The sequence below is a fragment of the Vibrio sp. St2 genome, from assembly GCF_947311885.1.
In the GTDB taxonomy this organism is placed as follows: domain Bacteria; phylum Pseudomonadota; class Gammaproteobacteria; order Enterobacterales; family Vibrionaceae; genus Vibrio; species Vibrio coralliilyticus.
The window spans coordinates 862,656-887,977 of the sequence record NZ_CAMZNA010000001.1 but is presented as its reverse complement, the minus strand read 5'-3'; the positions used below and the strand labels follow the sequence as shown (position 1 = coordinate 887,977).

The following is a 25,322-nucleotide window of genomic DNA, read 5'->3' as shown; positions in this document are numbered from 1 at the left end:
TTATTCGCCATTTTTTTGTTTTAACTGCTTTCGATACTCGCTCGGGCTTGTTCCGGTAATGCGACTGAACTCTCGATTGAAATTGGATTTGGTCTGAAAACCGGAGTTCATCAAAATTTGTGTCACCGATTCATCGGTTTCAGCAAGGGCTTGTTGCGCATGACGTATGCGATATTCGTTGACCAGCTTTGATATGTTCTTTCCATGTACCTGATTGACGGCCGTCGATATCTGTTTAGCTGGAACACCTATAATGCGAGATAATCGTGAGAGCGTGAGTTCTGGGTCTAGATAGAGGGATTTTTCTAGGATCTTTTCATTCAACAATGCTGTGACTTCCCTTGCTCTATGCTCAGACATAACAGATTGAGGCACTGGCGACTTTTGCTCAGGCTCAGTTTCATCAAGACTCGGTGTCGTGTTTATTCCTGTGATAACAACGGCCAAAGAGAGTACGGGTAACAAGATTAGATGCCCCAGCGTCAGTATATAAAGCGTTAAATCTCCACGGTTATAGGCAAAATCGAGTGAGATAAAAGCATCAATAAGGGCGGAAAAAATGAGCATCCACCCAGCGACGATTCTTGCCTTTTGAACGCCTTCCCAACGTCCCAGTGTTACGTTAACCAACAAACCCTGTTCAGACGACACCCTCATTAATGCAATACCGTAAAAAAGGTAGATAGCCGTTAGCAATTCATCGAGAGGTGGAAGCCATAATGTTTGGGTGAAGACAAAAAGCACCACAACTATGGGTGCTAAGGCATGCTTGTATGTTGATTTCAAATGCCAGTCCCCTGTGCGTGCAAACGCGTACCACGCTGAGATGGGAATCAAAGCTGCGAATATTGGTTGAGCAATTAAGAATAGAGGGGATTGGAAGGTCCATCTCAATCCAACTATAGCTGTGGTTAAGGCACATAAAATTAAAAAGCCACAAGCAAATTTGGCTTGCTCTCGGTTACCCAAATACAAGGTCACTGCCAGCAGTCCTAAAAGCAGTGATACAACAAAAGGGACGGGAATCGCGAGCATAGTTGGTCCTGAGTTGGAGAAGAATATAGTTTCTGAATTCGTCATAGCATAGCGATATGAAACTGAATTAGATGCCCACACTAGACCAAAATTGGTATCAGGACGTCCTAAAACCAGTTTGAGGACGTATTTATTACCCCTTCGAACTCAGAATAGAGACTCATTTTACGTGTTGGGGAGATTAACAATGTATTTCTATTGGCTGGCGTGGCAACGAGGTTTGGACTTTTCTGGCCATTCTTCAAGGCGAGAATTTTGGATGTTCGTAATCGTCCACATGGCAGTAAGTATGGTGCTTATTGCTATGGATGTAGGCTTTTCATTGCCTTGGCTTGATGTGCTTTATAGTGTCGCAAGTTTCATTCCGCTCGTCGCATTAATCGTGAGGCGTATGCATGATATTGGTAAATCTGGCTTATGGGGGTTGGTGTTTTTTATTCCGACTATTGGACCATTCTGGTTCACATATCTGCTCATTCAGCAAAGCAGCTTGCCATCAAATAATGGAGGGCGTTCGTTATGAGATGGATACTTTTGAGCGCGCTTATATTTGCTTATCAAGTGATAGCGGATGAAGAACCCCATCTTTTTCCAGAAGATGCGATTGGTGTATTGGAAGTTAATGATATGACATCGGGTCAACTACTTTGGTTACGCGGTCGCGTGGGTGAGGGAAGTTACACTTGGGTGGACCAAACTGGCAATCACTGTACGATGAAAATCCCAGTTGCCATAGGTCGAATCGCTGATTCTGGTTTGAGTATCGGCAGTGCTGGTGGTATGAAGATGATTGTCATGAGTAAAGATCTGAATGAGGCTCTTGTCCAAGGGGAGCGAGTCAACAGCAAAGAGTGGAGGTTCACTGAGTTTGGTGAAGGTGAAGCTGATGGCTGGATTGTTGATGGCATCAGCCTTCATGAAGCGTTTGTCCTTAACTCCAGAAGGCGTTGGGTTTCTTGGCTACTGGGTGATACACGCAGCGAGCTATGCCAACAATAAAGACCGAAGGTAGCGCTTTTATCAGGAGCAAGTGTTCTTTAGTCATTGGGTGGGGATAATATAAGGCGCAGTTTTTGCCGAAAAGATAACTTCTTCTGGCGTAAATCGCGAAAGAGGTCTCCCCACTCTCTAAATGTAACTACCAGAGGATTGAAGCTCTCTACGGGTTTTGTGACACCGTAGCGTACAGTTTCAACTTCATGCTCAAAGGTACCGAACATTTTGTCCCAGATAATCAGTACACCGGCGTAGTTTTTATCGATGTACTGAGGGTTACGGCCATGATGCACTCTATGATGAGAAGGGGTGTTAAACAGATATTCTAATGGTCCAAGAGTGCGAATCCATTGTGTGTGGACGAAGAACTGCAAACCTAAGTTTAATAATACGGCAAAAATGACCCATTTGGGCTCGAATCCGATGATCACAAGAGGAACCCAGAAAAGCCACATTCCCGCAATGGGGTACATTAAGCTCTGGCGAAAAGCAGTGCTGAAGTTCATGCGTTCAGAGCTGTGGTGCGCAACGTGCGCGGCCCACATCCAACGAGTGCGATGACTGGCACGATGAAACCAGTAATAGAAGAAATCTTGCAGTATGAGCAGAACAATAAAGCTCGCAACGCCCATTTCTATGTCCATCAGTCTCCAGCCAAACAACCACATGTAAAGTTGAATGATTAAAAGTCCAGTTAACAGGTCCGCTAGTTGATGCATGCCCGCGAGAGCAAAGTTACATAATACTTCCGGAATAAAATAGGCTGAGTTTTCTGGAAGATGGCCTCGCTTTTGCCCGATAAAGTACTCAGCCAACATCAAACCAATGAAAAGAGGCGCTAATAGCATCAGAAGCCATTCAGGGTTATCGATAAGAGTATTGAAATCCATATAAAGCTCCGAAAATGTTACCAGCGAGCGAAGTGATCTTCCGTTAAACCAAGTTGCTGTTCTAATGTATGAAGTACGCCGTTTTCATCTTTGATAAAGCCAGAAAAGTGGCCAACAAACTGACGAAAATTACTTTGCAAAACCCACAAGTTAAGTTTTTCACTTCTGTTGTTGAGTGGAGTAAAAGTCAAATCGACTCGACCATCATTAGAGAAAATACGCCATTTCTTTTGTGTTGCTTGGCGATCAAAATGGAAGTGGACAGCCCCTAGTAAGTGCCGCTCTTCATTAACCCACAAAGCATTCTCATGACTGCCCGTTTCGTTAACTCCAGCGGCCAAGTTGAGACCAAGTTTGCCTTTGTCACTGCAGCCATTGATGCTTGCCCATCGCCAACTCGTCTCGCGTCGCATATATCCCGCTGAAAAGTCATAGCCACCCAACGCTAGAGAAGTGTCGATCTGTTTTCCACCTACCGTAATATTTCCCTTAACGGCCAGCGCGTTGTGCTTTTTGGTATAGGTCCAGCCGTTATAGCCAGTAGGAGTGCACAGTGAGAGCGGCAAGCTGCTGCTTGGCGGTTGGAGGGAAACATCGAGTTGTAATAACTCGGTGTTGGCTTTGACCTGCCAACTGGGGTAAGTAATCTCAAACGCTAGCTTTTTGGCTGCGATATGGCTGTAGCCTCCGTGTGGGGATGGGGACATTTGCTTGTCGATATTCAAAGGCCTTAACCAGCTTTGCTCGACCAGAGTATCTGTCTGGACGTCGTAAACATAGCAAAACGCAGAGCCCACATAGCGAATATCTGCAATGGCTAGGCCAATCACATAGCGTGGTGTCATGATGCTGACAAATTGAAACTGCTTGTAGTGAAAGTACTTTTTCAGCTTACCGACTTTGCGATCCATGTTATTACGGTATTCGAAGCGGTGGATTCCCAATTGCTTTGGCACTCCATCGAAATGACCAAAACAAGGCTTTCCATTTGAATGGATAAGGTATTCAGGAGCAGTTTGGCTAAGTATCATGATAAGTTCACAATCCAATAACATTTCAATCAGTGTTACGTGTTTGAGTGTTATTAAACAGGTCATTTTCGGTCATAAAGTGAATTACCATCACGATTGCAGAGGGTGAACTCCGTTATCCTGAATGTTGGATTACACGAGGAATAGACATGGAAGTCATCGCAGAATATCTGCCTATTGATCATCGATATCAGTTGGGGATCTTAGATATCTCTTTACTGCTTAGTGTCGTAGAGGAATATGGGCTAGATGCGGATAGCTTACTAAATCATGCTGGCTTAAGTGATATAGATTGGCATAGCCAAGAAAGCCATATCAGTTATTCGGATAAGCTTTTGCTATTCCACTATGTACAGAAGTATTTCCCCAATATTGGTCTAGGCTTGTTGCTTGGCGAGCGGGCGGCATTGAGCCATTTTGGTATTCTCGGTTATGCGGTTTTGAGTAGTCGAACCGTCTTTGAGGCGATAAAAGCGGGGTTTAAATATCTTGATCTCAATGGCCCTGTTTTTTCTGTAAGAGTATCCCGCAACGATGACACCGCATCAATCGAGATTGAAAATGACTTGGAGATTGGTGAGCTACTTCCTTTTTGTACAGAGTATTTTTTCAGTTCTATTACCTCTTTGTTTCTTGAACTGACCGGGCAGCAACTGGTGTTACAGAAGCTGGAGCTGCCATACCCAAAACCTGATTACGCAACGCACTACGCAGACCGCTTCCGTTGTAATGTAATATTCGAACAGCCTCGGTGCGTGCTAACTTTTAAAGCGCACGTTATGGATTTGCAACTGGCTTCCCATAATTCAGATCTACTCAGTACTTATCTCCACTCTTGTGAGTCCGTGATGGCAGTATTGCAATCACCTACGCGATTGAGCAATCAAATCAAAGCCTTGCTCTATCAGAGTGTTGGTGTGTTCCCTTCTATTGATGACATTGCCGTCCAACATGGATGCTCTGTTAGGACTTTAAGAAGGTTGCTCACTCAGGAGCAAACCAGTTATCGAGAGCTTGTTGATGAAGTTCGCTTTGAGCTCTCTAAAGAATTTTTGGTAAGAACACATTTGACGATAGAAGAAATTGCTTTTCGGCTTGGATATAGTGACAGCGCCAATTTCAGGCGAAGTTTCAAGCGCTGGTCCGGAAAGGCACCGAGTTGCTTTAGAGCGCTGTGATCTGGGGGCTATTTAACTCAGAAGCCAGGAACCCCTTCAATCATTTAGATTGCAACTACACTTAATATTGTTTTATTGATAGTTGTGTTTTTATGAATTTGCTCGGGCTTATCTCTCTACTCATTTCACTGTGTGTATTCTCAGCGTTTGCCAGTGATAAGACGGTTCGGTTTGCGGTGGGAGACTGGGAACCATATACCAGCTCTCTCTCTGACCCAGAATTGAAGATCTCAGAAACTTTGGTGCGAAGAGCATTCGAAATTCGCGGATATGCTGTCGAGTTAGAGTACTACCCTTGGGTGCGGTCTTATCAATATGCGATTCGCGGTGAATTTGATGGCTCGTTCCCTTGGATGAAAAACGAAGACAGAATCAAGGATTTTATCTATTCAGAGCCGTTTTTCAGCCAACGTGTACAGTTCTTTTATCATTCAGACATACTGTTTTCATGGCAAGAAGCCAAAGATCTAAATAAGTATCAAATTGGCGCTACGCAAGGGTATCACGCGACCTATTTTATGGAGCAGCTTGGTATCGACGTAAACATTAACAACTCAGAAGAAACCAATTTTCAAAAAATTGCTAAGGGGCGATTAGACGCTTACCCAACAGGCGTTGAGAGGGGCTTGTATCTCATTAAACACTATGTCCCTGAAGAGCTAAGGCCATACATAAAATTAGATTCCAAACCTTTACTTGAAGATGACATGTTTGTGATATTCAGTCGATTTGATAGTGAACGCAGTCAATTACTGGTTAGTGAATTCAATGCAGGTTTAAAGCAACTCATCGAAACGGGCGAGTACAAGGAAATCATGCAGTCAGAAGCCGAGTTTCTACAAACGATACAAAGCAACGACTAATTCGTCTGTTGGACATAGGTTAGGGGACTCAAAATGTTTAATTTACTTACGGCCTATAACCTAGAAAGGGCGTAGTTATGCACAAATACATCAAGACAATCCTAATCACTATGGCTGTTCCGACACATGCATTCGCCACCATTAATATGGCTGAAGTTAACGCTTATGCATATGAAGGGCTTGCGGAAATATGTGCTAACTCGAGGCACATTCTCGGGTCAGAACTAAAAGAAATAAAGGTTCTTTATCTTAATAAGAAACGTTTGAGACAGGCGATGTTTCCAGCGGACCCGAATTTTTCCCATTACGCAGCTAAGCAGCTATGGGACATCGGAACAGGTGACAACCCCTCATTTGATGAATGCGTAACACTACTCAGTAAGTAGTTATTGCTAACTCATCAGCTTCGCTGCTTTTTTCGCCAGCTTATTAACCTTATCAATGGCATCGGTTATCGAACCAAGAACTTCTGTCGTATTATCCAGTGAGTCGGCTTTGTCATTGCAGCGTTGCGCAAGCCGACTAAGACTCTGTAATGCAGCGTCAAACTCAGCAGAGGTACCACTTAGCTGGTTTTGAATGATGTGAGCCAATCTCAGGTGAAGCTCAGCACTGGCATTGTTTAGGTTGAGCGCAAGCTGATCATTCATTTCCAACTCATAGCGCTTATCGAGTTCGAGAATGGTCGACAAGATATCGGCTTTTAAGCGGCGATTGGTTTCAGGAAGTTCTGCCATATTCGGCTCCTCTCAAAATATCAGGGTTTGCAGGACGCAACTTGAGTACGAGGGTCGTCCCCTGTTAGCTCGTAGCCTTTCTCACAACTGGTGACGACTTCTCGGAAATCGTCGTATCGCTCCCACTGGTTTTTCAGTTCGCCGACGATGGCGATAATGCCTTTGCTGTTAAACCTGTCCGCCTGAACTTCTTTGGTGATGCCATTGTGTGCTTTCTTGACGGCTTTGATAGCTTGTCGGGTCTGGTGCAGTGAGAGCTTGGTCTGGGACATGATGGTGTACAGCTCGTACAGTGCCTGAGTCTCGTTGTAGCTCTGTTCGAAGGCCATCGGTTGTTTGGAAGCGCGCTTACTATAGTCCCTCAGGGCATGTTTTAGGTGGGTACTTCTGCTCGATACTAACAGCTCTTCCATGCCTGAATCCGCCAATTGGATGACTAACTCATCGGTAATAAGGTTCACTTTTTCATCGGCCTGAGTAATGACAGATTTCAAGGATTCCTGACGTTGTTTTTCAACGATGGAGGTTCCCAATGCAGCAACAGCGCTTGCCACAATCGACATATCTTTGGGTTGAAACAGATCGTCGTTGTTGGTGAGAAGAGTGTAGCTGGTATTCATCCCGTTCATTGCGCTGGCTAGCTCAGCGGCCGCAATATCGATATCAGCCTGAGTAACGGCACCGCTTAACGCTTGAAGTCCTTTAGCGTAGCGATTCAAAGCGTGATTGGCACGATAGATAGCCACTTGCTTTTGAGCTGACTGATCAAAGAGAGGAGTGACTGACTGCAATGTCTCTCTAGTCAATGGTTCTCGACCACTACCATGTTGCGTGGCGATATCCATGAGTTGTTTGTTGATATGACTTTGGTTAATTTCGACGATGACCTCATCGACTTGTAAGGTGATTTCTTGTGTTGCTTGAGCAAAAGCACCGATTTCGTTGTGTGGTGTAGATTGACAAGCTGAGAGTAAAATTGCCGAAGCAATGATCAACCAAATCCTTATCATTTCATTCTCCTAAGACCAAGCAAGGTGGAGATCCTGAGATAAGCCAGACAACACAACAAGGTTTATACGTCAGAACTGAACATACGGTAGCGAAACTGATGTATAAGTTAGCATTAGATTCATCAATGAATTGTGACTTAAATTCCATCAATTTTATAAATTGGTGTTGTTATTGAGAAAAATGAAAAGGAGCCAGTGCGACTCCTTTGTTTTATTCTGAAATCCTTTATTTCTCTAGATATTAGGACGTGTCGTTTCGTTGCTTGATGGTGGCAGGTACGGCAGCGTCACCTGTGGCTGTTCACCGGTGAGTGATTTCAGGAACTCAGTGATTTTTCCAGATTCGTCACTGGTGAGCTTTTGACCCAATTGGATGTCAGCCATGATTTCTACCGCCTGTTTTAAGTCCCAAACGGAACCGTCGTGGAAGTACGGGTAAGTCAACTCGATGTTTCTCAGCGTTGGCACTTTGAATACGTACTTATCAAACTCTTTACCTGTAATGGCTTTGCGTCCGATGTCTGGATTGCTCGTTTCATAAGGCTTAACCAGCCCCATTTTTTGATACATCTGTCCACCAGCAAGCGGGCCACTATGGCAAGCGGTACAGCCTTTGGCTTTAAACAACGCATAGCCTTCAATCTGTGCCGCTGAGAGAGCGGAATCGTCACCTTTCAGCCATAAATCAAATGGGGCGTTAGGTGTTCTAAGCGTTTTTTCAAATGTGGCAATAGCATCCGTCACTTCGGTGATGGTTATGGTGTCGGCGTTGTAGGCTTGTTTAAACCAATCGCGATATTGCGGAATGGATTGTAGAGTGTCTACCGCGAGCTGGTGGCTAAACGCCATTTCCAGAGGGTTTTCAATAGGCCCGGCAGCCTGCTCCTGAAGATCTTTTGCACGTCCATTCCAGAACTGAACAAAATTCAAATCAGAGTTAAAAACCGTCGGTGAGTTTATCGGGCCAATGGACCATTTATGGCCAATTGAACTCGGCAAATTGTCTACGCCTCCTTTGGCTAAGTTGTGGCATGAGTTACATGAGATGGTATTAGAGGCGGATAAACGAGGCTCAAACCATAGAGCTTTTCCGAGCTCCACTTTTTGACTGTCTAACCCTGTTGCGGGCTCAATCACTTTGATTGGTTCGTTGTTCTGACGTTGAGCGTGTGCGTTGAAAGTTAAGACTGACAATATGCTCACTGCTAATAGTGTTTTCATTATGAATTCCTTTTGATGTGATGGTTTATTCTCACCAGATCGGCACGCTTCTGATGGGGCGTGCTCGGAACTCAACATAAAGAAATAGCAGCTATCGATGAAACGCAAAATATCGATAGATTTTATGGTAAAAAGCGATGTTAAAATGAACAATAAGCTTAAGGGTGTTGATGCATAAGGCTTTGGCAGGGTAGCAGTAACTTTTTGTTTACAAATCAATAAATAAACTAAAGGCTCTATTGTTGATGTAGGTCAAAAAAGCGCCAATGCCAAACTTAGGGGAAAGAGGAAGGAGTTTATTCATTAATCGCCTCCGAATGCTCTTATTTCAGAGGCGAAGATGGACATACTAGGTTTACGAATTTGCTCTGTTTTCGGATAACTCAGAGAGGTAGCGAGCCGCTTCCGTTTCATCAGCAAACCAAGGGAACAGGTCTTTAGGAGCGTCAAATGCATTGGTAATACGATCCGCCAGCGATTGATGTTGACTCGCTGAACCTAGAATATTGAGCACAAAAGGCGGTGGAGGTGACAGCATCATATTGGTCCACTGAGTAACCCATTGTGCCTGCTCCCAGTACTGCTCAAACGTTGCCGTCATCCACTCTTCATCAAACGGCTTATCTCCTTGCTCAATAATGCTGTGCAGGTAGATTTGTGCTGCTTTTGCTGCGTTGTTCGAACCTTGCCCAGTGATAGGGTCATTAAGGCAAATAGCGTCAGCTAGACCTAATACCGCTGCCCCGGAAGGTAATGTAGCAACAGGGTTTCTGACTACAGGGGTAAAACGGCCAGTGAGTGCGGCTTTATCGTCGGTTAGGGTCGCTTGGTCTATGCGTTCAAGTTCCCATGGAAGGTAGGTATGGAGTAGCTCTCTGGCTTTATTGAAGCGCTCTTGAGGGGAAGAGTTAGGATCAAAGCAATCCATTGGCCCACCTGGAATCGCTTCAAATAGCATTGCTTCACAAGGGCCAGAGCTGCTGAGTACTGGCATCACAAAGTACTCACCAATGCCAGGAATCACGTTGAATTTAACTTTATCTAGCTGGCTTCGAGATTGCGGGTGAGAAACGTAGAACAGAGAAAGGTGTCTTTGTGGCTGTGTGAAGGCGGAGCGCTGTTCGTCTCGTGTGAACATCTCACCGATGCTGCCTTTCCCAGTCGCAGCGATGACCAGATCACTGGTTGATGCGTAGTGTTCGAGATCTTGCACTGAAAGCGTTTTGAATTCCAGAGTTCCACCTAATTCCTCAAATCGTGTCATCCAAGCTGGAAATTTGATGCGCTGATCGACGGACTGAGCGTGATTATCGAGCTGGCCTTGCCACTCGATAGCGATATGGCCCGGGTTATCTGGCGCTGTGATGCACAGGTTAATTGCTTCAATTTTAGGACAATCATCTTGCCAGAAATCCAGGTCGAGTTTGCGTTCTGACTCCAGCGCAGTATGGAACATACACTGAGTCGACATTACGTAGCCATGCTTAATGTCTTGTGGTTGTCGGTCGGTGATTAGTCGGACTTGGTAGTCCTGCTGTTGTAGGCCGATCGCCAGCTGTAAGCCTGCTTGCCCAGCACCCAGAATAGTAATATTTCTCATGGCTATCCCTTGCTTAATAGTATTTGTTTTGGTGATTTATTGTTCGATTTTTAAGGTCGAGAGCAGTATGAGGAGAATATCATCTATATGCAACTGGGTATGTTGGGTAGGTGCTGATTTTTCCGTATAGAGTGTGATTCTCTATTATGAAGAATCACCGCGAATAACTATTTTTGTGGGCTAAGAAGTAGAGCTTTAGGTTCGACTAAGGCTCTACATGATTGTTAGGTTGAAGGGGTACTTAAGAAGGATATGTGATTTATGAGCTTGGTTCCTGAATATATGTATCCCAATCCTTCGTTAGTTCTTCGTCTAACAGAATTTGGAGCAAGGTGACGTTATCACTCGCTGAATTAAAACTGAATCTAAAGGAGTTGTCACTGTATTCTGCGCCTGAAAAGCCGTAATCTGAAAGTGTCAGTTTGTTTGCTTTAATGACCTGTTTGATTTCAACATGATCTTCGAAATAGTTTAACCCTCCGTTGAAAACAGATTGATGTCCAGAGTTACATCTAACGTTCTTAATAGAATAAGTACCCGGAGGAATTTTATTAAACACTACGTAAGGTTCTTCTGTGTCAACATAGAAGCTAAGGACATGAGGTTTTGCTGTTTCGGAACTGGTGTCTTGCATCTCTAACGCGAGACTTTTACATGGGAAAGTTTGAGAAGATTTAACAAAGGTAGTGAGGAATACGATTGAGCCATCTCCGGATTTAGGGCCTAACTCGGTAACATTACTATTTGAAACTGATTGGCAGCCAAATAGAAACAGTGATACTGCGGAAGTAAGTATAGATTTGAGCATAAATGTACATTTATAAGTATTTGGTCTTAAAGTTCATTTATATCATATAATTGGTCAATAATTAGAGCGAGTTGTGGATCTAAAAAATCTGCCAGCAAATGGCTGGCAGATTGGTAATAACGTATTAGTTATGAACGAGAGTGAGACCGCTTGGCAGTGCATCACCAAATACGCGCTTCGATTCGCTTTCGGATAGCTCTTTGACTTCTTCGACCAGCGAGACCCAAGATTCTGGAACCTTACTTTGTTTTAGCTTAGTTAGAACTTGTTCGCGGTAGTCATCAGAGATATCGAATAAACGGTCACCTGTCTTACGACAAATCATCACAGCGGCAAACGCAATCATCGGCTCTTTGAGCCAGTTTTGTTCGAGCAATTTAGGCAGCCACTGTTCAGCTTGTTCACGAGGGATGACACTATGCTGGCTACCGTACAAAGGTGTGCGTGACGCTAGGCGGCCCAACGCCCACCAATGAGCTTGTTCAAATTGATTGTGGTTGATGGCTTTGCTTAAGAACCAGCTGGCTAACAGCACTTTATCTTCCACTTCAAGATGCTCAAGTGATGCAGATAGTCGAACCATCGACTCGTAACCCATGTCTTGTGCCGCTTTGGCTGATTGAGGATTCTTCATAGCACCGGGGTGTAAGTATTTGGCAATATCAGCCAACAGTGTTTCTTGTTGCTCCTGACTTAACCCGCCCGCGATGCGACGCCAGAACACCCACCAGTCTGTCCAGCCTTGGTGGTTTTTGAACTGAATGCCTTGTTGGTAAAGGCCCCACACTTGTTCGATTCGCCAAGAGTCGGTGGCATCGCCAAAGCCAGGTCGCAGTGAGAACCCAGCCAAGCGAAGCCAGTTTTTCTCATGAGCTTCTGAGCGGCGACGACGTTTACGGCCTTGTGCAAAAGCATCGAACAGGTGACGTAAGGTCGTGAAATCCCAGTCGTCTCGTTTACCTAACTTTCTTTCTAGGTCTTTTGCGAGTGTCTTGATTTCTTTTGCGTCGGCGCTTTTCTTGTTGCCGCTGTAGAGGCGAGAGATGAGCTCTTTAGATTCTGTCAGGCGTGGGTGCAGTTGCTCTTGCTCTGTTTCGTCCGCTTGTTGATTGCGAACTTCGAATTCTAGCTCCCAGCGTTTGTTGTCATCTTCAACGCTGACACATTCCATTTTTAGTGTGCCAACTTCAGTTAGCTGGCAGGCCAGTTGCACCTCAACTCGTTCTTTCTGGTTAGCTTGAAGATCAGTCCCTTCACTTTCCAGAGTCGAAATATAGGGAGGAAGAGGCGAGAAGATATCTGGGTCTACTTCGACCATCACACCGTTTTGAATTTCGGTGTTGTGAGTCAGAGTGTCATGGGTTGATGTCAGTAGGTTAAAGCGAACTGGCTCACCCAGTGTTAAGGAGAATCGACGTCCACTTAAGCGAATCTCGTGCCCTTCGTCTGTGCCTTTCGCCAGAAGACAAAGTGCTTTGCCCATCTTATTTTTTTCCTGTAAATGCAGGAAATAAGAACGTGCAGCACCGCCACCAATTTTGAGCTGAGCGCCACGGCGAGCCTTACCAAATGCTACGGCCCCAAGAGCGACTGACCAATCCGGATGTGGGTTATCGAGCACGGTCACAGGAGCGCCGCGCCAGTTGCCAAGTAGGGTTGTGACTCGCTCGGTAACCAGCTCGCTATTAAATACACCACCGTTTAGTAGTAGGCCGACCGGAACGGCAGGCGTTGATGTGTCTTCCTGACCTAGTGCGGAGTAAGAGACTTGTTGATGTTGATTAAGAAACTCTGCAACGTGCTTACTGACTGCTGGATCTGCAACATACGGTAATCCAAACTCGACCATCGCACTGCGGCGTTTGTCTGGCACTTCACTGAAATCAGAAAGTGGGAAAAAACCATCCAGAGCAATTTGATGGACTTCTTGCTTGCTGAGGCCAATACTCTTTGTCCCACCAAGTAGCTTAGACCCAGCGCCCAGCATGGTGATTTTTACTTCGTCAGGCGCGCTCACTGACAGCAAATCTTCTTTTGCTTTACGAGTTTGTTGAATCAGTTTAGTTAGGCTTGCTGCGGTGAGCTTCTTACTTTGATTGAAGCGGCTTTCCGCGAGGTGTGCTAATGCTAAGTCGAGGTTGTCACCACCAAGCATCAGGTGTTCGCCAACACCAATTCGATCCAATGCTAACTCATCGTTGTGATACTTCGCTTCTATCAAACTTAAGTCGGTGGTACCGCCACCGACATCGCAGACCAGAATTAGCGGCAACTCTTTGAGCTCGTCTGCAGCCGTTTGCTGGTGGCGTGCATACCAGTCGTAACACACCGCTTGAGGCTCTTCGAGTAAGACGATCTTCTTCAAGCCCGCCAGTTCAGCGGCTTCCAGAGTGAGCTTACGCGCGGTCTCATCAAACGAAGCAGGAACAGTTACGACGACGTCTTGATCTTCTAGCTTGTTGCTTGGGTGACGATAGTTCCACGCTTGGCGAATGTGGTTGAGGTAACTTGCGCTGGCAATGACAGGCGAGACTTTGTCGACGTCTTGTGCACCAGCCCATGGAAGGATATCTGAGCTACGATCTACTGCTTGGTGCGAGAGCCAGCTTTTGGCACTGGAAACTTGTCGGCCTTCTACCTTCGCGCCTAATTCACGCGCCCATTCACCAACGATGACATTACTAATATCGCCAGAAACGGGTTCGTTTTCCCAAGGAAGTGTTAGGTCAGAAGGGGAGATTTGACCAACGGCTGGGTGGTAGCGGAAAGAGGGCAGCAGTGGCTTACGAACCACTTCACCCGGACCAATCAATTGGTCGATATCAAACAGGGATACTTCGGATTGTTCAAGGTTGTCGGTGATTTCACAGTACGCGACCACAGTGTTTGTGGTGCCAAGGTCAATACCAACAAGAAAACGAGGAGATGCCATACAAACCTTCGTGTATTTAAAAACGGCACCCGATTGGATGCCGTTTGATATTTATTTATTCTTCTTCGTTTGAGTCGCTTTTCGCGTCTTCGCGTACATCAAACTCAACATGCCATTTTTGACCGTTATCTGCGGCAATGGCTTCTAAGTAAAGCGTACCAAGCTCTGTCACGCGAGAGGCTAGGGTAACTGGCACCACTTCACCTTCACGGCGACCTTCAGAGACAGGTAGAGTAACTTGAATCTCTGGTAGCTCTTCCAACTCATCAGGGCCCCAGTGGTCAAGGTGTGTACCTGCGTCGTCTTCACGACGAACTGTCGAGCCAAAGAACTGGAAGTTCACAGGCTGGCCGATGATAAGACCAAATTCCTGACTTGGTACTTCAACCGCAGAGCCTTCTTCCATACCAAATGGTGCCACACACAGAGCTTCCATTGGTGGAGCCATGCCCGGAATCGCTGGCATAGCACTCTCGATGCCCACATAGTAGCTCGATGCAATACCGCCGCGAATTCGCACACCTTGGCCGCGACGCACGGAGCCATAGTAAGAAGCGCCACTTGCAACCGCCAGATCCAAATCCACGCCAGTTAAACGTTGAGCCATCTCAGCATCAGCGTCGATCAACCACTCATTGATGGTTTCTTCAAGGCGATTCGCCAGCAGGTCTGATTTTAAAACGCCACCATTGAACAAAATGGCTGTTGGCTTGATAAAGTCAGCTGAAGATGCTTCAGCGCCGCCCATACCTGGCATTCCAGCAAATGGATTGAACTCGGTTGAGGCGCTTTCTCCACCTTGAGCATTAGCCTGCTTTGAAAGGAAAGCCGCGATGTGTCGTGTAATCCCTGCATCTTGCGCATACGGAAGACCCATTTGAGTCAGGGCGCCGCGATTACGCTGCACTGGATGCTCAGTAACGGCAACTTTCGGGAAGAAACCGTCCACCAGTGTTTGCTGAACTTCTTCTTGCGTCAGTTCCGTCTTCAAGGTTGCGCCAAGCAGTTTAGAGCCGCGACTTGGTACTACGATTGGCACTGACTGAAGTTCGCTGTCGTTCAATAGTGCTTCTTTAGCGTCACGACAGGCGTGCGTCATCGCTTGAACTTGCCATGGTTGTAGCTCTTTACCATCTTGCGCTAGCTTCATCTTCAAGCGGTACGCAAGGGCAAGGTCCATGTTGTCACCGCCGAGTAGAATGTGTTCACCTACCGCGATACGGTTTAGCGTCAAGTTGCCTTCGTCTTCGGTGACTTCAACCAGAGAAAGGTCAGTGGTACCACCACCGATATCGACAACCAGCACGATGTCGCCAACTTCGACTTCATCACGCCATTTGTCATTGCTGTTGTCGATCCAGTTATATAGAGCCGCCTGAGGTTCTTCCAGCAGTGTCAGGTGAGTTAAGCCAACATTGCGTGCTGCTTCAGCCGTTAAATCACGAGCCGCCGGATCAAAAGATGCAGGCACGGTAATCGTCACGTCTTGCTCAGAAAGCGGGTCGCCAGGATGAGTATGGTTCCACGCATCTTTGAGATGCTCAAGGTACAGCTCCGTTGCACGAAGTGGAGATACTTTCTCTACTTCTTCTAGACTGCCAGCAGGAAGGAACGCATCACGTCGGTTGACACCAGCGTGACAAAGCCAAGATTTTGCACTTGCTACAAGGCGAATCGGCGTTTTTGAACCAAGGTTACGAGCGATTGCACCAACTAGAGCTTTAGGCTCAGAGGACCAAGGCAATACACGAGCTGAAGGGTTCATCTCGTGCTCGTGTGGTTGATAAAGGAACGAGCCTAGTTGATTGCGAGTTTCTACAGTGCCCGGTGCGGTCAGCTGAGAAATCGACATGACTTCAACACGCGCGTCTTCGCTCGATGTATCCACATAAGACAGTACGCAGTGAGTGGTACCTAAGTCGATACCCACGCTAAACTTTGGCGTTTCAGCCTGCATGGTGTTCAGGTTTTCCATTACAGCTCAACCTCAGCAGGAGCAATGACAGAAGCATCGTAGTTTTCAGCCAGTTTTGGAAGGTTCATTTCGCGTGCTTTCCAGCCTTTATGAACCAGAGTGCCGCTGAATGGTGCACTGCCAGTCACGTTACCCGTTAAGCGAACCTCTTGTGGGTTAAAGCCTTCTTCAATAGTAACGTGCGTTTCTTCATCTTCATTACGGATGTGTTCAAGCGTGACGTAGTCGTTCAGTACTTTCTGGCCGCCAGTGTGAATAACACGCGCCGCAGCGCCGACATCTTCGTCTGAGAACGATGTCAGGTCTTCTTTCAGGAAGTCAATCAGGCGAGCTTCCTGCTGCATGATAGATAGTAGTTGCATGGCAGAGTAAGTAGAAGCTGTTGCAAGTTTTGATTCCACTTCCACGACTTTCTCAATCACTTTTTCAACTTCGACCACTTTTTCTACTTCAACGATCTTTTCGACAGGCTTTTCAACTTCGACGATTTTCTCAACTGGTTTTTCAACCACTTTCTCGACGACTTTAGATTTGCGCGAAACCGCAATCAGAAGTAAAAGGACGCTTGAAGCCGTCAGGCCAGCGTGCAGCATATCGAACGTTTGAGGGATCATTTGTAAATCGAACGTCATGACATTTCTCTTAATTGATGGAAGAAATAGGAGTCACACTTTGACTGCTATTGTCGTAATTATTGGGTTAAATTGGGGCAAATATTATCACATTCAAGTCTACAGGCCTTCAGAAAAGAGGCGGTAACAGGCCTGATTGATTTGTTTTTAGTCATTTTTAGTCACACTATAGGTAAGTTGACCAAAATGACTGGGCAGTTCGACAGAAGATTGCAGAAGATCTGCTCAATCAATTCGGTGGCATTCGAGTTTTGACCTCAACTGAGGTAGAATTCGGCGCTTTATCAGAATACTAAACATAGGCGAGCAATGAACCATAACCGTATAGTTTGTTTCGATCTGGAAATGTGCTGTTGGAATGAAAACGGTGTCGGTACTACGGGTGAAATCATCGAAGTCGGGCTGGCAGAAATCGATCTTGTGAAAGGCGAGATCGTTAAGCGTGCTCAGTACTATGTCAAACCCGAACAGGATGAAGTCTCTCTGTTTTGTTCGCAGCTCACCGGCATTACGCCACGCAAAATTGAAAAGCAGGGCCGCCCGCTTGAAGAAGTATTGAAGTCGATGATCAAGAACTTTGGTGGCGCGAATAAGATTTATGCGTCGTGGGGTCGTGATGATCGTATTTTGGCGCAAGAATGCCAAGACAAAGGCATTGAGATGCCGTTTAAAGAATTCATCAACTTAGCCACTTTGTATCGCGTTCAACACCGCCTCAAAGATAAACGCATTGGTCACAAAGCCGCTCAGGAAGCGCAAAATATTGAGTGGGAAGGGCGGCAGCATTCTGGGTACGTTGACGCGTACAACCTCGCCAAATTAGCATTGACGATGCTGTGATAAAAGAGAGATGTAAAGGGAGCCTAGGCTCCCTTTTTTGGATTTTAGAAGCCTAAAAAGTAATATAAAGAGAGCTAAAAACCGCAATATCTCTTTGATCATTATAAATTAATTTTTAATTCATATTAAAAATGTCGCGCCTTCCTTACCTCGCTATGACTCCTTGTTAGTATCTCGACTGTTCGCTGACCAGAACAACAATTCAATGAGGAAAAAAATGGAATTCAATTTTAGAGCCTTTCTGATGGCAGCATTAGTGAGCGTGCCAATACAGGTTAATGCCGCTTCCTATGGAGTCTCAATTGCTTGGAAAACCGAAGACTCACAGGCAATTTTCGATAATATGCCTTCACAAAAAAAAGCGTTTGCGAATTTGATTGATGCCGGATACATCAAAGATATGTTCGTGTCTTCCAGTCAGGTTGGAGGGCAAGACTTTCCGATCATTCGTTTTGTGATGGAGGCTGATAGTGAGCAACAGGTTCGTGATCGCGTTGGCAATTTGCCCTTTCTACCGACAAGAGTTAGTTGAGATAGAAGAGATTCGCGATCTGGGCAGTAAATGGCTCGACAGTGTCCCTGCTTTCGAAAATTACTCAGTAGAGTTGGAATGGAAAGAACCGTCTGACGTGTTGCTCGTCGATAAAGTGTTGGCGTCAGATTTGCAGAAAGTGGTCGATTGGACTAACCAAGGTAAGGTGACGTCGGCATACTTGAAGAACGAAGGGGTGGCGGGTAGCGAGTTCGTCCGGCCTCTTTACTCAATTGCGGTACTGGCAAAAAGCGAACAGGATGCAAAGACCATTGCGGAGCAACTGGACGCAGTGAGACTGGGGTTAGCAGGAGTGTCTGTGACTAAGCTCGGTTTTAAGCTGGAACTGTAATGTTCCGAGAGAGTAAGTAGTAAGGCTTATTCGATTCGGATTTGGCTCATTAAATCAAAGGCTACGCTTTATCACAAAGCGTAGCCTTTTCTTTTCATAGCCTGAATTAGAACGGAGAGCGGCTATTGACGATAGTGAACTGCTGATAGAGTTCCGCCACTTCTACGGGGTTGAACGCCTCGGTATACGTTAACTCACTCAGACGATGTGTGATGTTTTGCAATTCGTGAGAGCGCTGCTGTGCCCGCAGTTGATAACGTTCGAATGCCGCAGGAATATCGTAGAAGTTGGAAGCCAAGCTTTGCGCGAGGATAAACGCATTCTCAATCCCAAGGCTAAAACCAATTCCCATGGTTGGCAGTACCGCGCAGCAGGCATCACCCAGCAGTACCGTATTATCACGAGACCATTGCTCAAAGGGGGCAACGTCGACCAAAGGAGAGGGCAGGATTTGCTCTTCTGGGGTCTGCTCGATCATTTCCAGTAGGTATGGAGAGTAGTGGCTGAATTTATCGAGAATCTTGGCTTTGTCGAGTGTTTCGCCCGGCTCAACTTTACAAGCGGCGAACCAGTACTTGCCATGCGTTTCACGATCATAGGTGTAGGTCACGATGCGTGACTGCATACCCGCAAACACATAACACTCGTCGTCGCTAATTGCAGGGTTATGGTAATCAACCATGCCTCGGCAGCAGTAAACACCTGGTTGACGTAGGTTAACTTCTGGCGCAACAAACTTTCTCACCTGAGAGAAGACACCATCTACACCCACAATTACATCTGCAATCAACGGCTCACCATTGATCATAATGGTATCGTTTTCGACCGTACAATGTTGGCCAGTGCGAATGTTTTCTTCACCGTAGGTATCAAGCAGCAATTGGTAGAGATCGCGGCGATGGAACAGGCCGACATCGGCGTTCACTTTGCTTCCTGCCTGACGCATTGAAAGCTGGTTCAGGATATCGGAGTTAAAGGCCGCTGTGGTGATAATATCGACGGTGTTGCCTAGTGTTTTGATCTTGGCCGCATCCGTTAACGCCGCGAGGACCTGCATTCCCTCAGGCCACATAATGATACCTGTGCCGTCGATTCGAGGTTTATCTGACTTTTCATAGATCGTTGCTTCGATGCCGAACGAGCGAAGCGATAACGCTAGCGCCAGACCGTTAAGTCCAGCCCCTACGATCGCTACTTTGAGAGAGGCTTTGTTCATTTACTTTCACCATGTATTGTTAGTATTTTCCGTACGGTAACAGTAAGTTAGGCAACTGAATACATAAAAAGTAAACTTTTTGCTTAAAGATCGCAGATTCCCTTTTGAGGCGTGCTAACCGATACAATGGCTCAATTAATGGCGAATGATTATTGCCCGTCTTGACCTTCAACTATCTGTAATTTGGCGCGAATAAATTCACTATGATCAACATACAATAGTTCTGCGGTTTTGCGAATGACGGCATCTTCCAGTGGGTCAATCTCGCCGTCGGCATGGGCAACTTCCCACATTGCTTTGATCAAGTCGAAGCGGGTTTCCTGACTGAGTTCTCTCAACTGAGATGTAAACTCATAAAGTGATGCAGATTCTTTACTTTTTACTTCTGCACGGTCGAGTAGAGCTATGGCTTCTTCGTTGCTTAGATCCAGCAATCTTGTCAGCAGTTGAAGTTTGGCTTCGGTCTCTGTCTGATTGATTTGATGATCCGCCCCCGCGACTTCACAAAGCAAACAAGCGATAGCGAGATTTGGATCGGTACCTGCGTGGTTTCCCAGATCCTGACCATCGATGAGTTGTTTAAATAGGGTCGTGATTGAATTCAACATGTGATGCGCCTCAAAATTTGTTCCTATTTCTATAGATAGTGATTATATGAGGCGAGCACAAGTGTCTTTACAAAAAGATTACTTTTCTTTTATCGGTGGGAAATCAATTTCCTTGCCGTCACCCGTCAATATCGAAATGCGTAGAGGCTTGCCGTGGTCGTCAAGTTTCAGCTCGCCAATGGCGCTGGTGTTGACCAAACGACGAACGCCCTCGGTATTAGGGTCGCGCTTTTTGATTTTTAATCTCTTTCGCTTGGTCAGAAAGTTCAGTAGCGAACGAGGTGAGTAGAGTAGCCTGTCCATATGATCACACACCGCCAATAGCGGTTCTGGAAACTGGTTTTTAAATCCACTGGAAGTGATTTGGTAAATATTAGGACTGGAGCGTCGAAAGCGTAGCTTAATGTCGTAAGCGAAAGAGTAGTGCACGTCGCCGGACAAGATAACAAAGTTGGTTGGTGTTTTGGTGTGGGTGAAAATACTCAGTAGTGTATTAGCGCTCCCTGGATGGGCCATCCAGTTCTCTGCGTCTATTACCAGTGGCTGACCGAGGGTCGTCATGCCTTTTTGTAGTGCTTCAATGAATTTCACGCCGAACATAGGCGCGGCAGAAACAACGATCACCTTGTCCTGATGCATCAGCTCTTGTTGAAACTCAATCAGAGCTTCCCAGTCCATCAGGCCAGATGGTTTGTTCATTCGAGATTCGGAGCGCCATCTTCGAGTTCGAGTATCCAACACTATGACCTTAGGGGAGGTGTGGATAGTAAAGTGCCACCTTTCGAAACTGTAAAGATAACGAATGAAGTCATCTTGGTGTTGTTCTGAGGGGCTTTTTAAATACTTGAGAGCGACAGACAAAAACTCATCATTGAAGTTATCTGGCTCATTCCCCCAGCCTTGGCATAACCAGTAAGCGATTAACCCATTCCCAATAATTCGGTTAGAGAACGGGTTGCTGTACGCCGCTTTTTCCCATCCCACCGTCAGGTTCCAGTCATCTGTGACATCATGATCATCAAAAATCATATAAGTCGGCACGTGAGCAAACAGCCTATGGACCTGAGGTAAGCCCTGAATGAAATCTTCCAGTATGTGCTTTTCTTCACGCCATTGCTGCTGCCATTTGGGCGACAGTGTTTTGCCATTGTGAGCGAATGCTTTATCGAGCAAGCGTGTCAGATTGAGGCACGGCCAAAGTGTCGGTGACCACACCAGAATATACATGGCGAAAAACTCAGCAAAGGTGATGAGGTGGTTTTCATTCTCTCGAGAACTGAAGATAGGCACATGTCGTTTAGGAAAAAACTTGGTTAGTAAGGAGCCATCACCCACATAATGGGGCAGTATTTTATCCCGCCCGAAAAAACAGTCTGGGTGTGCGTACAAAGCTTCTGCGGAATCAATCGGCGCGTCACTGAACGATTCAGAAGGTAAGCCGAGCATGTCAATGGTTTGCAAGATGACATCCAACATCGGCCCCGCAACATGATCGGCATAGATCTGGTCGCCACTCATGACCAACATGTCTGGTCGCTCGTCCAGTGATTGAGTGGCAAGTTTAGTGTCGATGCTAACTAACGCATCTTTGCTTGGGTGGTGTGGATTGCGACAAGAACCGTGCAGGACATAATCTGCTTTGGTTGAAATCTTAAATGTGAGTTTTTCTTCATCCTTGTACAGCAAATGCGGATTTAGTTCACTAAGCGGGCCTAGCTGAGTCTCAAATTCGTAACTGAGCGCTACGTCGGTTGGAAAATGATGTTTGAAATGCGCCAAGGTGACAAAACAGCGAGTACCGACCTGAATTTGATGGCAATGACTGAGGTTTTCTTGAAATACCACCCCATGATCCGGTTCATGATGAAGGACAAATTGGCCTTCAAGAGGGCGACTGGTGACCAGCCAGAAGACAAGCTCTTCTGCGGTGGATTTTCTTAATATCGGGCCGGCTAATAGGAAGGGTAATTCAGGCGTCGGTTTCATTGGTTCTCTGTTGGATCCTTAGGTACTTCAGGGTCTTCCATGATTTCGATGATCTCGGAGCTCGACATCTCATGACCCATAAGAAAGAGGGCCAGCATAGCATCTGCTTTGGTTTTTGTATCGGAGCTTTCGTCAAGAATTTGTTCAAATCGTTTACGAATCATGTCAACTTCATGTTCGACAAAGCCACGTCCTTCCTCTTCACCTTGAGCTTCTTCTGGCGCGTTATCAAATTCTAAGAACAGCATCTCATCGTCTAGGTAGGTATTGACCAAGCGTTCGGGCAGCCATTCTTCACCCGTGACTATGTTAGGGTTTTGTCCTTCAGGAAGGGAGTCGAGTAGTTTCTTTAAATCTGATGCTTTCACAATTATTGGATTTAGGCGAACATATACTCTTATATTAACGGTGAATTGAGCTTAAAGATAAGTATTAACTTTATCGATTGATGAGAATTTGAGTCGTTCAGTCAGTTTTGGACAAAAAATGATTAATATAAATAGACAGTTGGCACTGACGATGTTGGCCGCGAGTGCCATCAGTTTTTCTGCAGCAGCCGAAGAAGAAACCAGCATCAGTGAACAGGATTGGGGTATTGCGGCTGTCTATCGTATGGCGTCTATCCCTTTTTACACGGGTAACAATGACCAGACGGTTGGTACGTTTGTACCGATGATGTATTTCGAGAACGAGCATGTGTTTGTCGAAGGCTTGCAGGGCGGAGCTTATCTTTATAAGCCAGAGGATGAAGCTTTTCAGTTAAGTGCATTGATGCGGCTTCGGTTTGTTGATATTCCTTCATCAGAGCAAAACTCGAACGGGGGAGATGCCGTCGACTTTGGTGGCCAGCTACGCTATTTCCTCGATGAAGATTGGTATCTTGATGCTGAATTGATGACGGATGATGAGTTTCGTTTTCACAGCAACTTGAGTATCTCAGGCGAGTTTGAATATGGGGACTGGGAACTAAAGCCACATGCGCGCCTGCGGTATAAAGATGCCGACTTTAATAGCCAGTATTACACCTTCTCAGATGTCACTAAAGAAAATGTCGGTGGTGGCGTGGATCTGAATGTGGGAATCGATGCTCGTTATCATGTTTATTCCAATCTTTATTTGCTCGGTTCCACCAGCGTAACTCGCTTGGATAACAATGCGTATCACTCCAGTACGGTTGAAGACCGTTATCAGGGGGAGTTTTACATTGGTTTTGGTTTCTTCAACGACAAGTCAAAAGCGCCAAAGTCTGAGCTCAAGAACAAACGCTATTTCCGAATTGCGCACGGTTGGGCAACGCCGTCTAACATCGGCGATATCATGAAGCTCAATACAGAGAAAGATCCTTACAACAACCAGATGACCTCTTTCTTCTATGGACACCCACTGACAGATGAACTGTTTGGCGTGCCGTTGGACATCTATTTTACGCCGGGTATTGTTCATCACTGGTCCTCAGATGTGCAATCTGCCAGTACTGAGTATGTTGCGGCGATTAAGGCTTACTATACCTTTAACTGGCCCACTCAGTGGCGATTTGGCGTCGCCGAAGGCATGTCGTTCATTGATAGCATTACCTACATTGAACAGACTGAAATGGACTCCAAGGGGTATAACGCGAGTAATCTATTGAACTATTTAGATTTCTCATTCGACATAAATGTGGGTGATCTGATCAATAATCGAGACTTGGACAATATGTGGGTAGGGTATTCGCTCCATCACCGCAGTGCGATATTTGAGCAAGCTTCTCAGTATGGCCGGATTAAAGGTGGCAGTAACTACAACACAATTTATGTTCAGTTCGATTTTTAACCGAAAGATAGGTAAAGCCGTTAGTGATGATTCGCTAACGGCTTTTTGCGTTTTAGAAGTGGAATTCAGCGCTCAGTGCATAGCTGTTTTCAACCACTTTTGCTTCGTATTGTGTGTATTCAAGAGCAATACGTGCAGGGCCTAATTTTACACCGGCACCGACACCGTAGTAGATGTCATCGCTGTCTTTGATGTTGTTTTGGAAGTGACCCACACCTAAACGGCCGTAAATATCGAAAATAGTGATAGGTAGAGTTAATTTAGCGCTTGCTAGCCAAGCATTTGAGTAGATGTGCTCTAAGTCTTTGTTGGTATCAACAAAGTCAGCGTAACCCGCTTCCACAGAAAGTAGTGAGTTAATCGCGTAGCCTGCGTAAAGGTTGTAACCACTGTTTGTGTCGCTTAGATCCAGATCGTCGTTTTTAACTTGGTAATCTGAGTACAAAAAGCTCGCACCGATGTAAGGGTTTGCCATAACTTGACCGGCGAAAAGAAGCGCTGCGATAGGGAGGATGACGGTTTTCAATTTCATGATTAACTTTCTCTTAAATGTATCTAAATAAAGGTTTATTGGTGTAATTAGCTGAAGCTGTAAGGAAGCTCATTCCTTTCCAGACGATCCATGTTTAGCTGGAACTTCAGTTCTTCCAGCTGCTTGCGTTTATCAACGCTGATTGTATTGCGCTTTCTTCTGCGCCCCCTTGGCTGCAATGCCACAATACAGTCGAGTACATCTTGTGTTTCGTCGTTGAACATAAAATGCCTTTTTCGTAGTCAGACAGACGTTATAAGTAAGGTCACGAGATGAACGTTCGTGACCTCATTTGGACGAGGCATAGAATGGAACAAGGCAGGGTATTAGACATAACAAGGCGATAAGCTTGTTATAAATCACGCTAAACTTATTATTTTCTGATTATATAAATTTCATAAAATACAGCGCATTAGCACCAAACTTGGGGTTGATAACTAAATCTGTTGGCAGTTTTGGGCTTTGATTACAGCAAAATCAAGCTTGGCATTGACGGAAAATTTGCTTTGCGCATTGAGACATTTGCCATAGCGACT

Annotated in this window: 26 protein-coding genes; 9 read left to right on the top strand and 17 right to left on the bottom strand. The window is 45.7% G+C overall.

Features of this window, described 5'->3' with window-relative positions:
- Complete coding sequence (locus tag QMA41_RS04210) at positions 1-1,035, bottom strand: AraC family transcriptional regulator (RefSeq protein ID WP_281628939.1); 1,035 nt, start codon at positions 1,033-1,035, stop codon at positions 1-3.
- Positions 1,036-1,222: 187 nt separating this feature from the next.
- Here QMA41_RS04210 and QMA41_RS04205 point away from each other — a divergent pair, with 187 nt between their 5' ends.
- The gene (locus QMA41_RS04205) at positions 1,223-1,558 is read left to right on the top strand and encodes a DUF805 domain-containing protein (protein ID WP_281628938.1); all 336 of its coding nucleotides are present in this window, start codon (positions 1,223-1,225) and stop codon (positions 1,556-1,558) included.
- Positions 1,555-2,034 carry a hypothetical protein gene (locus QMA41_RS04200; RefSeq protein ID WP_281628937.1) on the top strand — a complete coding sequence of 160 codons (480 nt, stop codon included), beginning with the start codon at positions 1,555-1,557 and terminating at the stop codon, positions 2,032-2,034. Before QMA41_RS04205 ends, QMA41_RS04200 begins: the two co-directional genes overlap by 4 nt.
- Positions 2,035-2,072: 38 nt before the next feature.
- Here QMA41_RS04200 and QMA41_RS04195 read toward each other — a convergent pair whose 3' ends face one another.
- Positions 2,073-2,921, bottom strand: coding sequence for a sterol desaturase family protein (locus tag QMA41_RS04195; protein ID WP_281628936.1), 849 nt, complete (start codon positions 2,919-2,921; stop codon positions 2,073-2,075).
- A gap of 17 nt (positions 2,922-2,938) precedes the next feature.
- Positions 2,939-3,952, bottom strand: coding sequence for a DUF2804 domain-containing protein (locus tag QMA41_RS04190; RefSeq protein WP_281628935.1), 1,014 nt, complete (start codon positions 3,950-3,952; stop codon positions 2,939-2,941).
- Positions 3,953-4,101: 149 nt separating this feature from the next.
- Between QMA41_RS04190 and QMA41_RS04185 the strand changes: the two genes are divergently transcribed.
- The 3 genes from QMA41_RS04185 to QMA41_RS04175 all read left to right on the top strand — a co-directional run bounded on the left by QMA41_RS04185 (position 4,102) and on the right by QMA41_RS04175 (position 6,379).
- Positions 4,102-5,130, top strand: coding sequence for an AraC family transcriptional regulator (locus QMA41_RS04185; protein WP_281628934.1), 1,029 nt, complete (start codon positions 4,102-4,104; stop codon positions 5,128-5,130).
- Positions 5,131-5,222: 92 nt separating this feature from the next.
- The gene (locus QMA41_RS04180) at positions 5,223-5,993 is read left to right on the top strand and encodes a transporter substrate-binding domain-containing protein (protein WP_099609846.1); all 771 of its coding nucleotides are present in this window, start codon (positions 5,223-5,225) and stop codon (positions 5,991-5,993) included.
- 77 nt (positions 5,994-6,070) lie between these two features.
- Complete coding sequence (locus QMA41_RS04175) at positions 6,071-6,379, top strand: hypothetical protein (protein ID WP_281628933.1); 309 nt, start codon at positions 6,071-6,073, stop codon at positions 6,377-6,379.
- 6 nt (positions 6,380-6,385) lie between these two features.
- On the opposite strand, the gene QMA41_RS04170 is transcribed toward QMA41_RS04175, so the two are convergent.
- The 8 genes from QMA41_RS04170 to QMA41_RS04135 form a co-directional block, all read right to left on the bottom strand.
- Positions 6,386-6,730: a hypothetical protein gene (locus QMA41_RS04170; RefSeq protein WP_019276620.1), complete on the bottom strand. Its 345-nt coding sequence runs from the start codon at positions 6,728-6,730 to the stop codon at positions 6,386-6,388.
- 20 nt (positions 6,731-6,750) lie between these two features.
- Entirely contained in the window at positions 6,751-7,740 is a 990-nt protein-coding gene (locus tag QMA41_RS04165; RefSeq protein WP_281628932.1) for a hypothetical protein, read from the bottom strand.
- 234 nt (positions 7,741-7,974) lie between these two features.
- Positions 7,975-8,961, bottom strand: coding sequence for a cytochrome-c peroxidase (locus QMA41_RS04160; protein WP_038162379.1), 987 nt, complete (start codon positions 8,959-8,961; stop codon positions 7,975-7,977).
- 355 nt (positions 8,962-9,316) lie between these two features.
- Positions 9,317-10,561 carry a styrene monooxygenase/indole monooxygenase family protein gene (locus QMA41_RS04155; protein WP_281628931.1) on the bottom strand — a complete coding sequence of 415 codons (1,245 nt, stop codon included), beginning with the start codon at positions 10,559-10,561 and terminating at the stop codon, positions 9,317-9,319.
- Between the two features lie 259 nt (positions 10,562-10,820).
- Positions 10,821-11,369: a hypothetical protein gene (locus QMA41_RS04150; protein WP_039951626.1), complete on the bottom strand. Its 549-nt coding sequence runs from the start codon at positions 11,367-11,369 to the stop codon at positions 10,821-10,823.
- A 124-nt stretch (positions 11,370-11,493) separates the two neighbouring features.
- On the bottom strand, positions 11,494-14,301 hold the full coding sequence (locus QMA41_RS04145) for an Hsp70 family protein (protein WP_281628930.1): 2,808 nt from the start codon (positions 14,299-14,301) through the stop codon (positions 11,494-11,496).
- A gap of 55 nt (positions 14,302-14,356) precedes the next feature.
- Entirely contained in the window at positions 14,357-16,276 is a 1,920-nt protein-coding gene (locus QMA41_RS04140) for an Hsp70 family protein (protein WP_281628929.1), read from the bottom strand.
- Positions 16,276-16,908 carry a DUF2760 domain-containing protein gene (locus tag QMA41_RS04135; protein ID WP_281628928.1) on the bottom strand — a complete coding sequence of 211 codons (633 nt, stop codon included), beginning with the start codon at positions 16,906-16,908 and terminating at the stop codon, positions 16,276-16,278. The genes QMA41_RS04140 and QMA41_RS04135 overlap by 1 nt, the downstream gene beginning before the upstream one ends.
- Positions 16,909-17,217: 309 nt before the next feature.
- Between QMA41_RS04135 and QMA41_RS04130 the strand changes: the two genes are divergently transcribed.
- The 3 genes from QMA41_RS04130 (at position 17,218) to QMA41_RS04120 (ending at position 18,632) form a co-directional block, all read left to right on the top strand.
- Positions 17,218-17,748 (top strand): 3'-5' exonuclease, encoded by a 531-nt coding sequence (locus QMA41_RS04130; protein ID WP_006958954.1) that lies wholly within the window; start codon positions 17,218-17,220, stop codon positions 17,746-17,748.
- 217 nt (positions 17,749-17,965) lie between these two features.
- Positions 17,966-18,280, top strand: a complete 315-nt coding sequence (locus QMA41_RS04125; RefSeq protein WP_281628927.1) for a hypothetical protein — start codon at positions 17,966-17,968, stop codon at positions 18,278-18,280.
- Positions 18,219-18,632: a hypothetical protein gene (locus QMA41_RS04120; RefSeq protein ID WP_281628926.1), complete on the top strand. Its 414-nt coding sequence runs from the start codon at positions 18,219-18,221 to the stop codon at positions 18,630-18,632. The genes QMA41_RS04125 and QMA41_RS04120 overlap by 62 nt, the downstream gene beginning before the upstream one ends.
- Before the next feature lie 106 nt (positions 18,633-18,738).
- On the opposite strand, the gene QMA41_RS04115 is transcribed toward QMA41_RS04120, so the two are convergent.
- From QMA41_RS04115 to QMA41_RS04100, 4 genes are all read right to left on the bottom strand, one after another.
- Positions 18,739-19,848, bottom strand: a complete 1,110-nt coding sequence (locus QMA41_RS04115) for an FAD-dependent monooxygenase (protein ID WP_281628925.1) — start codon at positions 19,846-19,848, stop codon at positions 18,739-18,741.
- Between the two features lie 149 nt (positions 19,849-19,997).
- On the bottom strand, positions 19,998-20,456 hold the full coding sequence (locus QMA41_RS04110) for a TerB family tellurite resistance protein (protein ID WP_021456630.1): 459 nt from the start codon (positions 20,454-20,456) through the stop codon (positions 19,998-20,000).
- A 78-nt stretch (positions 20,457-20,534) separates the two neighbouring features.
- The gene (locus QMA41_RS04105; RefSeq protein WP_281628924.1) at positions 20,535-22,442 is read right to left on the bottom strand and encodes an alkaline phosphatase family protein; all 1,908 of its coding nucleotides are present in this window, start codon (positions 22,440-22,442) and stop codon (positions 20,535-20,537) included.
- Positions 22,439-22,810 carry a hypothetical protein gene (locus QMA41_RS04100; protein ID WP_064488330.1) on the bottom strand — a complete coding sequence of 124 codons (372 nt, stop codon included), beginning with the start codon at positions 22,808-22,810 and terminating at the stop codon, positions 22,439-22,441. The genes QMA41_RS04105 and QMA41_RS04100 overlap by 4 nt, the downstream gene beginning before the upstream one ends.
- Positions 22,811-22,961: 151 nt before the next feature.
- On the opposite strand from QMA41_RS04100, the gene QMA41_RS04095 reads away from it, so the two are divergent.
- Positions 22,962-24,254: a MipA/OmpV family protein gene (locus QMA41_RS04095; RefSeq protein ID WP_193756595.1), complete on the top strand. Its 1,293-nt coding sequence runs from the start codon at positions 22,962-22,964 to the stop codon at positions 24,252-24,254.
- Positions 24,255-24,306: 52 nt separating this feature from the next.
- Here QMA41_RS04095 and QMA41_RS04090 read toward each other — a convergent pair whose 3' ends face one another.
- Positions 24,307-24,786 carry a porin gene (locus QMA41_RS04090; RefSeq protein ID WP_006958949.1) on the bottom strand — a complete coding sequence of 160 codons (480 nt, stop codon included), beginning with the start codon at positions 24,784-24,786 and terminating at the stop codon, positions 24,307-24,309.
- 47 nt (positions 24,787-24,833) lie between these two features.
- Positions 24,834-25,010 carry a hypothetical protein gene (locus tag QMA41_RS04085; protein ID WP_171346446.1) on the bottom strand — a complete coding sequence of 59 codons (177 nt, stop codon included), beginning with the start codon at positions 25,008-25,010 and terminating at the stop codon, positions 24,834-24,836.
- Between the last annotated feature and the right edge of the window lie 312 nt (positions 25,011-25,322).